The organism is Pseudomonas sp. S1_E05 (assembly GCF_056337105.1).
Genome location: NZ_JBFRHM010000001.1, coordinates 3,281,760 through 3,293,764 on the forward strand (window position 1 = coordinate 3,281,760; position 12,005 = coordinate 3,293,764).

General features: G+C 62.0%; 9 protein-coding genes and 1 pseudogene. All 10 read left to right on the forward strand.

All coding sequences use genetic code 11. From position 1 onward, the window contains the following. The first annotated feature begins 43 nt into the window (after positions 1-43). The 10 genes and pseudogenes from AB4N33_RS15215 to AB4N33_RS15260 all read left to right on the forward strand — a co-directional run bounded on the left by AB4N33_RS15215 (position 44) and on the right by AB4N33_RS15260 (position 11,880). On the forward strand, positions 44-1,111 hold the full coding sequence (locus tag AB4N33_RS15215; protein ID WP_476457666.1) for a putative urea ABC transporter substrate-binding protein: 1,068 nt from the start codon (positions 44-46) through the stop codon (positions 1,109-1,111). Between the two features lie 15 nt (positions 1,112-1,126). Continuing rightward, positions 1,127-1,942 carry an ABC transporter permease gene (locus AB4N33_RS15220; RefSeq protein WP_460117325.1) on the forward strand — a complete coding sequence of 272 codons (816 nt, stop codon included), beginning with the start codon at positions 1,127-1,129 and terminating at the stop codon, positions 1,940-1,942. Continuing rightward, positions 1,939-2,727: an ABC transporter ATP-binding protein gene (locus AB4N33_RS15225; RefSeq protein WP_476457667.1), complete on the forward strand. Its 789-nt coding sequence runs from the start codon at positions 1,939-1,941 to the stop codon at positions 2,725-2,727. Before AB4N33_RS15220 ends, AB4N33_RS15225 begins: the two co-directional genes overlap by 4 nt. 13 nt (positions 2,728-2,740) lie before the next feature. Next, on the forward strand, positions 2,741-3,466 hold the full coding sequence (locus AB4N33_RS15230; protein WP_476457668.1) for an urea amidolyase associated protein UAAP1: 726 nt from the start codon (positions 2,741-2,743) through the stop codon (positions 3,464-3,466). A gap of 11 nt (positions 3,467-3,477) precedes the next feature. Beyond that, positions 3,478-4,119: an urea amidolyase associated protein UAAP2 gene (locus AB4N33_RS15235; RefSeq protein WP_476457669.1), complete on the forward strand. Its 642-nt coding sequence runs from the start codon at positions 3,478-3,480 to the stop codon at positions 4,117-4,119. A 318-nt stretch (positions 4,120-4,437) separates the two neighbouring features. Next, entirely contained in the window at positions 4,438-8,103 is a 3,666-nt protein-coding gene (gene uca / locus AB4N33_RS15240) for an urea carboxylase (protein WP_476457670.1), read from the forward strand. A 141-nt stretch (positions 8,104-8,244) separates the two neighbouring features. Then, positions 8,245-9,731: pseudogene (locus AB4N33_RS15245) on the forward strand (sensor domain-containing diguanylate cyclase). A gap of 6 nt (positions 9,732-9,737) precedes the next feature. Further along, positions 9,738-9,932, forward strand: coding sequence for a cysteine-rich CWC family protein (locus AB4N33_RS15250; RefSeq protein ID WP_460117331.1), 195 nt, complete (start codon positions 9,738-9,740; stop codon positions 9,930-9,932). Between the two features lie 56 nt (positions 9,933-9,988). Beyond that, the gene (locus AB4N33_RS15255) at positions 9,989-10,681 is read left to right on the forward strand and encodes a pseudouridine synthase (RefSeq protein ID WP_476457671.1); all 693 of its coding nucleotides are present in this window, start codon (positions 9,989-9,991) and stop codon (positions 10,679-10,681) included. 314 nt (positions 10,682-10,995) lie between these two features. Then, positions 10,996-11,880 carry an alpha/beta fold hydrolase gene (locus tag AB4N33_RS15260; RefSeq protein WP_476457672.1) on the forward strand — a complete coding sequence of 295 codons (885 nt, stop codon included), beginning with the start codon at positions 10,996-10,998 and terminating at the stop codon, positions 11,878-11,880. The last annotated feature ends 125 nt before the right edge of the window (positions 11,881-12,005 follow it).

Genomic DNA, 12,005 nt, shown 5'->3' on the forward strand with positions numbered 1-12,005 from the left:
GCCGCTGCCGTCCTGTCCGCCCATGATCAACTGGAGAACCACCATGCCCCAGCTTCGTTTACCCGCCCTTCTTGCCGCCGCCTTCGCCGCCGTCGTGAGTTTCCAGGCGCAAGCCGCCCAAAAAGACCATTTCAGCGTGTGCTGGACCATCTACGCCGGCTGGATGCCATGGGAATACGCCGGCAGCCAGGGCATCGTCGATAAGTGGGCGAAGAAGTACGGCATCAAGATCGATGTAGTGCAGCTCAACGACTACGTCGAATCGATCAACCAATACACAGCCGGCCAGTTCGACGGCTGCACCATGACTAACATGGATGCCCTGACCATTCCGGCCGCCGGTGGCGTCGACAGCACCGCCCTGATCGTCAGCGATTTCTCCAACGGCAACGACGGCGTCGTGCTCAAGGGCGAAGGCAAGAAGGTCAGCGACCTCAAGGGCATGGACGTCAACCTGGTTGAACTGTCGGTGTCGCACTACCTGTTGGCCCGTGCGCTGGACTCGGTGGACCTCACCGAGAAAGACCTGAAAGTGGTCAACACGTCCGACGCCGACATTTCCGCCGCCTTCAACACCGATCAGGTCAACGCCGTGACCACCTGGAACCCGATGCTCTCGGACATCAAGGCCAAGCCTGGTGTGACCGAAGTGTTCAATTCCAGCCAGATACCCGGCGAAATCATGGACATGATGGTGGTCAACAGCGCCACCCTCAAGGACAACCCCGCCCTGGGCAAGGCCCTGACCGGCGCCTGGTTCGAAGTGGTTGAGTTGATGAACGCGAAGAACGCCGCCAGCGAGGTTGCGCTCGAGCACATGGCCAAGGCCTCGGGCACCGACCTCCCGGGGTTCCAGGCGCAACTGGACACCACCAAGCTGTTCGCCACTCCGCAGGAAGCGCTTGCCTTCGCCACCAGCAAACAACTGCCCGAAACCATGCGCCGGGTCGCCGAGTTCTCCTTCCAGCACGGCCTGCTGGGTGAAGGCGCGAAAGACACCAGCGCGGTCGGCATGGCCTTCGCCAACGGCGTGACGAGTGGTGACAAAGGCAATCTCAAGCTGCGCTTCGACCCCAGCTACGTGCAAATGGCCGCCGACGCCAAGCTGTAAGAAGAGGACCTGGCCATGCGCCTGATCAATCGTCACCCGGATCGCGCCAGTCGCCTGTTGCTGGTGATCCTGCCGTTCGCCCTGGTGCTGTTCGCCTACTTCATGGGCTCGGCCGAACGGCTGACGGAAAACCCCAACGACAAGCTGCTGCCCAGCGCCGTGCAAATGGTCGATGCGGTCAAGCGCCTGGCGTTCACCGCCGACACGCGCACCGGTGAATATCTGTTGTGGCAGGACACCGGTTCGAGTGTGCAACGCCTGGCCATTGGCCTGGGCATCAGCGCGCTGGCAGCACTGTGCCTGGGCATTGCCGCCGGTACCCTGCCGCTGTTCGGTGCGCCGTTGTCGCCTCTGCTGACGGTGCTGTCGATGGTGCCGCCGCTGGCGATCCTGCCGATTCTGTTCATCGTGTTCGGGCTGGGCGAGCTCTCGAAGGTGATGCTGATCGTGATCGGCATCACCCCGGCCCTCGCGCGGGACCTGGAACAACGGGCGCGGGAAATCCCCGTGGAGTTACTGATCAAGGCCCAGACCCTCGGCGCCTCGACCTGGACCCTGATGCTGCGCGTGGTGCTGCCGCAATTGCTGCCGCGTCTGTTGATCTCGTTGCGACTGATGCTCGGTTCGGCGTGGTTGTTCCTGATCGCCGCCGAGGCTATCGCTTCGACTGACGGCCTGGGCTACCGGATCTTCCTGGTGCGTCGTTACCTAGCGATGGATGTGATCCTGCCGTACGTGGTGTGGATCACCCTGCTCGCCTGGCTGATGGACTGGGGCCTGAAGCGCCTGACCCAGCGCGCGTTTCCCTGGTATGAAGGAGCGCGAGCATGAGCTTTATCACCGTCAAGAATGTCTGGCAGCAATACGCCGACCAGGTGGTGCTCGAAGGCTTGAACCTGAACGTCAGCGAGGGTGAGTTCTGCACCCTGGTCGGCGCCTCCGGTTGCGGCAAGTCGACCTTCCTGCGCCTGTTGCTTGGCCAGGAACGCGCCAGTCGTGGCGAGATCCTGCTCGATGGCCAGGCCCTGGCCAGCGAGCCGGACGCGAGCCGTGGCGTGGTGTTCCAGCGTTACTCGGTGTTCCCGCATTTATCCGTGCTGGACAACGTCGCCCTCGGCCTCGAACTGCCGCGCTCACCCTTGCTCGGACGGCTGTTTGGCAGTGCGAAAAAAGACGCTCGCGAACAGGCTTCGGTGTTGCTGCACAAAGTCGGCCTCGGCCACGCGCTGGACAAGTACCCGGCGCAGTTGTCTGGCGGCATGCAACAACGGCTGGCCATCGCCCAGGCGCTGATCATGAAACCCCGGGTGTTGCTGCTCGACGAACCTTTTGGCGCGCTCGACCCCGGCATCCGCAAGGACATGCATGCCCTGCTTCTGGAGCTGTGGCGCGAGACGCAACTCACGGTGTTCATGGTCACCCATGACCTGTCCGAAGGTTTCAGCCTGGGCACACGCCTGCTGGTGTTCGACAAGGTTCGCCTCGACCCGCACGCCCCCGGCGCCTATGGCGCACGCATCACCTACGACATCCCTTTGAACAGCGACCGCCGCGCCCAACGTGCCGCCGTCGACGCCTTGCCGCAATCACTGGCAGGCGCGCTTCGTACCGCTTGAGAGGAATTTTGCCATGACTGATTCGATTCAACTGTTCCCACCGTTCGCCGAAGAAACCCTGCCCGGCGGCGGCCATCGCTCCTTTGTCTTGAAACGCGGCCAACTGCTGCGCCTGACCGACCTGCGCGGTGGCGCCAATGTCAGCCTGACGCTGCTCAACGCCCACGAAAAAACCGAGCGCCTGAACCTGCCCGACAGCCTCAAGTGCCAGCACACCGCCAAGCTCACCAGCGGCCACTGCCTGTATTCGGACATGGGCCGGGTGCTGGCGGCGATCACCGCTGACACCTGCGGCTGGAGCGACAGCTTCGGCGGCGTGCTGTGCGCTGAAGAAGTGGCGCACAAATACGGCGCCGGTCGTTACCAGGAACTGCGCAACGGCTTTTTCCGCAACGGCACTGACAACCTGCTGGTGGAGCTGGGCAAGTGGGGCCTGGAGCTGTCGGACCTGCTGATGACCCTCAACCTGTTCAGCCGTGTCGACGTCGATGAGGCCGGACATTTTCATTTCATTGAAGGCAACTCGAAGGCCGGCGACTACATCGAGTTGTACGCACCGATGGACACCCTGGTGGTGCTGACCGCGCTGCAACACCCGATGGACCCGTCGCCGCAATACGCGCCCAAACCCTTGAAGCTTTCCTGGATGAACGCCGACGCCAGCGTCGCCGAACACTGCCGCACCTCGCGCCCGGAAAACGAGCGCGGCTTCATCAATACCGACCGCCTGTTCGCCTGAGGATCGCTGCCATGTCACTCGCAATCGCTACCGTTCAAAAGCTCCCGGAAACAGCGGTCTACCGCGCCACCATCCCGGCAGGCGAACCTTGGCTGATGGAAGTCAAGGCGGGCCAGACCCTGCGCATCCTCGACCTGGAAGGTAACCAGGCTGTCGACACCCTGTTCTACAGCGTGGCCAACCCCAAGGAACGCTACGACGTGCAACGCACCTTGCGCCGGCAGAACAGCGTGTACCTGAGCACTGGCAGCGTGCTTTATTCCAACCTCGGCAAGCCCATGCTGACCATCGTCGCCGACACCTGCGGGCGCCACGACACCCTCGGTGGCGCCTGCGCGCAAGAGAGCAACACCGTGCGCTACGCCCTGGAAAAGCGCTACATGCACAGCTGCCGCGACAACTACCTGCGCGCCTGCGTCCACGACGGTCGATTGGGCAAGCGCGACATTGGCCCGAACATCAACTTCTTCATGAACGTGCCGGTCACCGCCGACGGCGGGCTGACCTTTGAAGACGGCATCTCTGCACCGGGCAAGTACGTCGACCTGCGTGCCGAAATGGACGTGATCGTGCTGATCTCCAACTGCCCGCAACTGAACAACCCGTGCAACGCCTACAACCCGACACCTGCGGAGCTTTTGGTATGGAACTGAAATTGATGCGGTTGCGGCGGTGGTTGTTTGCGCTGTGCCAGGCGCGAGCGGGGCAGTGCCTCAAAAAGTGAAAACGCCACCCTCCACTGTGGGAGCGGCGGTGCGACGGCTCGACTTGCTCGCGATGACGGTACATCTGATACCTCATTTCTGCCTGACACACCCTGATCGCGGGCAAGCCCGCTCCCACAGGGATTGATGGTGTTCTGGAGATTGTGATTTTCCCGCCGGGGACGACCCCGGCGCTGATCGAAAAACTGCGGGACGGCCCGCATCCCAGATCGAGGCTGATGTGCAATCGCCTCCGGGGGTTATGCCATGTTCGAAAAAGTCCTGATTGCCAACCGTGGTGCCATTGCCTGCCGCATCCTGCGCACCCTGCATGATTTGCACGTCGGTGGCGTGGCGGTGTATTCCGAAGCCGATGCCGCCAGTCTGCACATCCTGCAAGCAGATGAAGCCCACAGCCTGGGTGAGGGCGCGGCGGCCGGCACTTACCTGGCGGTGGAAAAAATCCTCGCCATCGCCCAATCCAGCGGCGCCACCGCGATCCATCCCGGCTACGGTTTCCTCTCGGAAAACGCCGCGTTCGCCGAAGCCTGCGAAGCGGCAGGTGTCGCCTTCATCGGACCGACGCCGGAACAACTGCGGGTGTTCGGTCTCAAGCACACCGCCCGCGCCTTGGCCAAACGGCACGGCGTACCGATGCTCGAAGGCACCGAACTGCTCGACAGCCTCGACGCGGCGCTGAGCGCGGGTGAACAGGTCGGCTACCCGGTGATGCTCAAGAGCACTGCCGGCGGTGGTGGCATCGGCATGCGCGTGTGCCGCAACGCCGCCGAACTGAGCGAATCCTTCGACGCGGTCAAACGCCTCGGCCAGAACAATTTCAGCGACGCCGGTGTGTTCATCGAGAAATACATCCAGCGCGCTCGCCACCTCGAAGTGCAGGTGTTCGGCGACGGTCGCGGCGAGGTGATCGCCCTCGGCGTGCGCGACTGTTCGGTGCAGCGGCGCAACCAGAAAGTCCTCGAAGAAACCCCGGCGCCGAACCTGCCAGACGGCATGGCGGATGAGCTGTGCGCGGCGGCGATCAAACTGGCGAAAGCGGTGAACTACCGCAGCGCCGGCACCGTGGAGTTCGTCTTCGACAGCGAAGACCAGCGTTTTTACTTCCTGGAAGTGAACACCCGGTTGCAGGTGGAACACGGTGTCACCGAACAAGTCTGGGGCGTTGACCTGGTGCGCTGGATGGTCGAACTGGCGGCCGGTGATTTGCCGCCATTGAACGAATTGCACCAGGGCCTCAAGGCCGAGGGCCATGCCATTCAGGCGCGCCTGTATGCCGAAGATCCAGGTCGCGATTTCCAGCCGAGCCCGGGTCTGCTGACGGCCGTTAAATTTCCGACGGCCGACGGCAAACGACTGCGCATCGACACGTGGGTGGAGGCCGGTTGCGAGATCCCGCCGTATTTCGACCCGATGATCGCCAAGGTCATCTGCTGGGCGCCGACCCGCGAGCAAGCCAGTGCCGACCTGCATCAGGCCCTGGGCGACAGCGTGCTCTACGGCGTGGAAACCAACCGCGATTACCTTCGGCAGATTGTGCTCGATGCACCGTTCGCCAGCGGCCAGCCCTGGACCCGCTGCCTTGAAAACCTGCACTACCACGCCAACACCTTCGAAGTGCTGAGCGCCGGCACCCAGACCAGCGTCCAGGACTACCCCGGTCGCCTCGGTTACTGGGCCGTAGGCGTTCCGCCGTCAGGGCCGATGGACAGCCGCGCGCTGCGTCTGGGCAACCGGCTGCTGGGCAATGAAGAAGGCGCTGCCGCACTGGAAATCACCATGAGCGGGCCGTTGCTGCGCTTCAATTGCGACGCCGTGGTCGCGGTGACCGGCGCCGAAATCCCGCTGACGTTGAACGGTGAAACGGTGCCGATGAACACGGCATTATTGATCCCGGCAGGCGCCACCCTGAGCCTCGGCACACTGGCCGGAGCCGGCGCGCGCAGCTACCTGTGCCTGCGCGGCGGCCTGCAAGTGCCCGACTATCTGGGGAGCAAAAGCACCTTCACACTCGGCCAGTTTGGCGGCCACGGCGGTCGCGCCTTGCGTGCCGGCGACGTGCTGCATGTGCCGGCCCTGAGCGATCGCAGCACCGGGCAACAACTGGCCGCAGAACAGATCACGCCATTGCCGGCCGTCCGGCAGATCCGCGTCATCTACGGCCCCCACGGCGCGCCGGAATATTTCACCGAACATTACATCGGCACCTTCTTCGACACCCAGTGGGAGGTGCATTTCAACTCCAGCCGCACCGGTGTGCGCCTGATCGGGCCGAAGCCGGAGTGGGTGCGCGCCGATGGCGGCGAAGCGGGTCTGCATCCTTCGAACATCCACGACAACCCGTACGCGATTGGCGCGGTGGATTTCACTGGAGACATGCCGGTGATCCTCGGCCCCGATGGCCCGAGCCTCGGCGGGTTCGTGTGTCCGGTGACGGTGATCGAGGCGGACCTTTGGCAGCTGGGGCAACTCAAGGCGGGGGACAAGGTGCAGTTTTTGCCGGTTGATCTCGCCACCGCGCGAGCCCTCGCCCTGAAATGGAACACCACCTGTAGGAGCGAGCTTGTCGAGGCGTCGAACCGTCGCGATGGCGGTGTATCAGACACACACCTGTTGAATGACACACCACAATCGCGAGCAAGCTCGCTCCTACAGGAGAAGCTGGTATCGCCTATCGTGCTGGACATTGGCCAGGCCGACACTCGCCTCGTCGCACGGCTGTCCGGCGACACTCACCTGCTGCTGGAAATCGGAGCCCCCGAACTCGACCTCGTCCTGCGCTTTCGCGCCCATGCCCTGATGCAGGCGTTGGAAAGCAAACGCCTGCACGGCGTGATCGACCTGACCCCGGGTATCCGCTCGCTGCAAGTGCACTACCAACCCGAGCAACTGCCGTTGGCCGACCTGCTGGGCATCGTCGCCGGTGAATGGGACGCGGTGTGCGCCGCCAGGGACCTGCAAGTGCCCTCGCGTATCGTCCATCTGCCGCTGTCCTGGGATGACCCGGCCTGCCAGTTGGCCATCGAGAAGTACATGACCACCGTGCGCAAGGACGCGCCCTGGTGCCCGAGCAACCTGGAGTTCATCCGCCGCATCAACGACTTGCCGAACCTCGATGAAGTGCAGCGCACGGTGTTCGACGCCAGCTACCTGGTGATGGGGCTGGGCGACGTGTACCTCGGTGCGCCGGTGGCCACCCCGCTCGACCCACGCCATCGCCTGGTGACCACCAAGTACAACCCGGCCCGGACCTGGACCGCAGAGAACTCGGTGGGTATCGGCGGCGCCTACATGTGCGTGTATGGCATGGAAGGCCCCGGTGGCTATCAGTTCGTCGGTCGAACCCTGCAGATGTGGAACCGCTACCGCGACGTCGCAGCCTTCGAAGGCAAGCCGTGGCTGCTGCGATTCTTCGACCAGATCCGCTTCTACCCGGTGAGCGCCGAAGAACTGCTGCGCATCCGTCGAGATTTCCCCCTGGGACGTTTCGATCTGGACATCGAACACAGCCAGTTGAACCTCGCCGATTACCAGGCATTCCTGGCGAAGGAAGCCGAGACCATCGCCGCGTTTCGCGCGCAGCAACAAGGCGCCTTCAACGCCGAGCGCGAGCGCTGGATCGCCAGTGGGCAGGCACATTTCGAGAGTGAGGAAGCGGTGGCCGACGCCACCGAAGAGGCCACGCTGGCCAGCGGCGAAATGAGCGTCGACAGCCACATCGCCGGTAACCTCTGGCAGGTTCAAGTGCAGGTTGGCAGCCGTGTCGAGGCCGGTGAGGTGCTGGTGGTTCTGGAGTCGATGAAAATGGAAATCCCGCTATTGGCGCCGATGGCGGGTGTGGTGCGCGAGATCCGGGTGCAACCGGGCTCGGCGGTGCGGGCCGGACAGCGAGTCGTGGTGTTGCAACTCGATTGAAACCCGATCGGACGCATCACTCACTCGTCGGCACGGATCGTTCATACCTGATCCGTGCCGATTCACCCTGCAAATCCCGCAGTTTTTTCACCGCAGTGCCACTAGAATGCTCTTCACGGGGTCACTGCCAACGGATTTGCCATGCCGCTTCACTCGCCGCTGTATATGCAACGTTCGCTGGTTCTCACGCTGATCGCGCTACTGGGTGCCGGCTTCCTCGCCACCTCCTTGCTCAGCTACTACGCCTCGCGCGACTCGATACGCGACAGCATCGTCAACACCGAACTGCCGCTTACCTCGGACACCGTGTACTCGGAAATCCAGAAAGACCTTGTCAGACCGATCCTGATTTCGTCGATGATGTCCCGCGACACCTTCATGCGCGACTGGGTGGTGGGTGGCGAACAGAACCCCGAGCAAATGACCCGCTACCTCAACGAGGTCATGACCCACTACGGTGCCTATACCGCGTTTTTTGTCTCCAATGCCACACTGACCTACTACCACGCCCAAGGCGTACTCAAGCAGGTCCGGGTCGATGAGCCGCGCGACGCCTGGTATTTCCGCGTGCGAGACATGGCCGATCCTTACGAAATCAACGTCGACCCGGACCTGGCCAACCGCGACAACCTGACCTTCTTCATCAACTACAAAGTCTACGACTACAACAACCGTTTCATCGGCGCGGCAGGCGTAGGGCTGACGGTGGATGCGGTGATCAAGCTGATCGACAAATACCAGCAGCGTTACCAGCGCAGCGTGTTTTTCGTCGACAACTTCGGGCGACTGGTACTGACTGGCGCCGAGGGAGGCCCGCAAGGCGCACATATTGGCCAAACACTCAGCGAGCTCGAAAGCATGAAGGGCCTGGTCAGCCAGTTGCCCAACCCGCACAGCGGCAGCTACGAATATTCCGGCCAGGGCCAGGGACATTTCCTCAACGTGCGATTCATTCCGGAGCTGAACTGGTACCTGTTCGTCGACAAACGCGAAGACGGTGCCCTGAGTGATATCCGCAAATCGCTGTATCTCAACCTGCTGATCTGCCTGGTGGTGACGCTAAGCGTGCTGGCCTTGCTCAACCGGGTCATTGGTCGCTATCAGGGCAGGATCCAGACCCAGGCGACACTGGACAGCCTGACCGAGTTGCCCAACCGTCGTGGCTTCGACCTGCTGGCGGCACAAGCCCTGCAGGAAGCCCACCGCGAACCGCAACCGCTCACCGCAATGCTGCTGGACCTGGATCACTTCAAGGCATTGAACGACACCTACGGTCACCTGGCCGGTGATCAGGTACTGTCCGGTTTCGCCCGGGATCTGGAAAGTTGCCTGCGCCACGCCGACATCGTTTGCCGCTGGGGGGCGAAGAATTCATCGTGCTGCTCAAGGACACCAACGGTGAGACAGGTCTTAAGATCGCCGAGAAAATTCGCCAGCATGTCGAACAACAGCGTTATGCCTACAACGGCCACTCCTTGCATCTGACCGTCAGCATCGGCCTCAGCACCCTGCAACCCAATGAAACCTTGCATACCTTGATCTCCAGGGCCGATCATGCGATGTACCGCGCCAAGCAATCGGGCCGAAACCGTACGTGCGCCGAAATGCCCCACACCAGTTATGCATGACCTGACATGAACAAACCTGAATTCTGCCCAGCCTGCGGCGCCGCCAACGACTGCACCCTGGCCGACCCGCGCACCGCCGATCGACCTTGCTGGTGCTATGGCGTCAGCATCGACCCTGCGGTCCTCGAAGCGCTGCCGGCCGAGGTGCGCGACAAGTCCTGCCTGTGCCCGCGCTGTGCGCAGGTCGACGCGCAGCTCTAAGCCGTCGCGCGGCCAATCACGTAAGATGCGCGCCCCTTTCCTGTCGGTCCCCACTCATGCGCGTTGACCGTTTCCTCAGCAACCTTCCACGCTTCAACCGTAAGCAGGTTCGCCTGTTGCTGGTGGAAAAGCGCGTGCGCATTGACGGACACATCGTCAGCGACCCGCACGCCCAGGTGCTGGAATTCAGTCGTGTCGAAGTCGATGATGAGGTGCTGCAAAGCGGCAAGCCGGCGCGCTACTTCATGCTGCACAAACCCGCCGGATACGTGAGCGCCACCCGCGACCCGCAGCACCCCACCGTGCTTGACCTGATCCTTGAGCAGGACACGAACGACCTGCACATCGCCGGCCGCCTGGACTTCAACACCACCGGCCTGATGATCATCACCAACGACGGCAGTTGGTCACGGCGCCTGACCCAGCCGCAGACCAAACTGCCCAAGGTCTACTACGTCGAGACCGAAGAGGTGATCGGTCCGCAATACGCGCTGAAATTCACGGAGGGCTTGTACTTTGCGTTCGAAGATCTCACCACCCAACCGGCGCAACTGGAGCTTCTAGGGCCGAAGTCTGCGCGCCTGAGCATCGTCGAAGGTCGTTATCACCAGGTGAAGCGCATGTTCGGCCACTTCGACAACAAAGTGCTGCGCCTGCACCGCGAATCCATGGGCCCGCTGGTGCTCGATCCTGCGCTAAAACCGGGCGAGTACCGCGCCCTGCGCACCGAAGAGATTCAATTGATCTAAGCAGACGACCGCTCAGCAGATGTTGTCGAACAATTTACCAACGGCACTTGCGCGATCACAGGTCCCCTGCTTGAATCAGGACGTCGGCCGAAATGTGACCGATTAGTCACCGCGTACATCCAAGAAACTTTTTGTCGGTTAGAGAGCCACAAGGCTCCGCCTCAGACCGGCAGACTGCCCGCCAATAACAACACCCGTCGACCGGACTGCAATGGATCGACATGGGCCCGCAAAATTCCAGGCATATGCCTACCTGTCACAAAGCTCGTGCAATCTCATTTGCGCGCATACCCGCTTGCCAGGAGTCTTATGACATGAGGCCAGAAATCGCTGTGCTGGATATACAGGGTCAGTATCGGGTTTACACGGAGTTCTATCGCGCAGACGCCGCAGACAAGACCATTATTCTGGTCAACGGCTCGATGGCCACGACTGCGTCGTTTGCACAGACCGTGAAAAACCTGCATCCACAATTCAACGTGGTGTGCTACGACCAGCCCTACGCGGGCAAGTCAAAAGCCCACAATCGGCATGAGAAAATGCTGACCAAGGAGATCGAAGGGCAGATCCTCCTGGAACTGATCGACCACTTCGCAGCCGAACACGTGCTGTCATTTTCCTGGGGAGGCGCCGCGACCCTGACTGCGTTGTCGCAGCGGCCACGGCGCATCGAAAAAGCCGTGATCAGCTCATTCTCCCCGGTGATCAACGCGCACATGCTCGACTACCTGGAGCGCGGCGTCAAACACCTGGGCAACTGCGACCGCGACCGCGTCGGACACCTGGTGAACGACACCATCGGCAAACACCTGCCATCGTTGTTCAAGCGCTTCAACTACCGCCACGTCAGCTCCCTGGCCGAGCACGAATACGGGCAGATGCACTTCCACATCAACGACGTGCTGCACAATGATCGGCAGTGCTACTTGAATGCGGCGAAAAAAATCGACGTGCCGGTGCTTTTCCTCAACGGCGAATGGGACGAGTACACCTCAGCCAGCGACGCCCGCCTGTTCGGCAACCACGTGCGACATGCCACATTCAGCACGGTGGAAGCGACCGGCCACTTCCTCGACATGGAACACAAAGCCGCCTGCCGAGACAGTCGCAACGCGTTGCTGGGTTTCCTCAAGCCTGAGGCACAAACCAGCCGAACGCGTTACCACTTCGTACAGGAGCACTCTGCATTTGCCATCTGACCCAGCGCCATCGCGAGCAGCTCTGCCCTCTGTAGGAGCGAGCTCGCTCGCGATAGCCGCGACTCGATTTCTGACGTACAAGACAAAAGAAAAACTTCATTTCCGGGCGCACATCTGGTACAAAG

What these genes read in the sequence shown, in the direction of transcription:
- AB4N33_RS15215 (WP_476457666.1), top strand. Translation starts at nt 44, where the DNA reads ATGCCCCAGCTTCGTTTACCCGCCCTTCTTGCCGCCGCCTTCGCCGCC.
- AB4N33_RS15220 (WP_460117325.1), top strand. Translation starts at nt 1,127, where the DNA reads ATGCGCCTGATCAATCGTCACCCGGATCGCGCCAGTCGCCTGTTGCTG.
- AB4N33_RS15225 (WP_476457667.1), top strand. Translation starts at nt 1,939, where the DNA reads ATGAGCTTTATCACCGTCAAGAATGTCTGGCAGCAATACGCCGACCAG.
- AB4N33_RS15230 (WP_476457668.1), top strand. Translation starts at nt 2,741, where the DNA reads ATGACTGATTCGATTCAACTGTTCCCACCGTTCGCCGAAGAAACCCTG.
- AB4N33_RS15235 (WP_476457669.1), top strand. Translation starts at nt 3,478, where the DNA reads ATGTCACTCGCAATCGCTACCGTTCAAAAGCTCCCGGAAACAGCGGTC.
- uca (WP_476457670.1), top strand. Translation starts at nt 4,438, where the DNA reads ATGTTCGAAAAAGTCCTGATTGCCAACCGTGGTGCCATTGCCTGCCGC.
- AB4N33_RS15250 (WP_460117331.1), top strand. Translation starts at nt 9,738, where the DNA reads ATGAACAAACCTGAATTCTGCCCAGCCTGCGGCGCCGCCAACGACTGC.
- AB4N33_RS15255 (WP_476457671.1), top strand. Translation starts at nt 9,989, where the DNA reads ATGCGCGTTGACCGTTTCCTCAGCAACCTTCCACGCTTCAACCGTAAG.
- AB4N33_RS15260 (WP_476457672.1), top strand. Translation starts at nt 10,996, where the DNA reads ATGAGGCCAGAAATCGCTGTGCTGGATATACAGGGTCAGTATCGGGTT.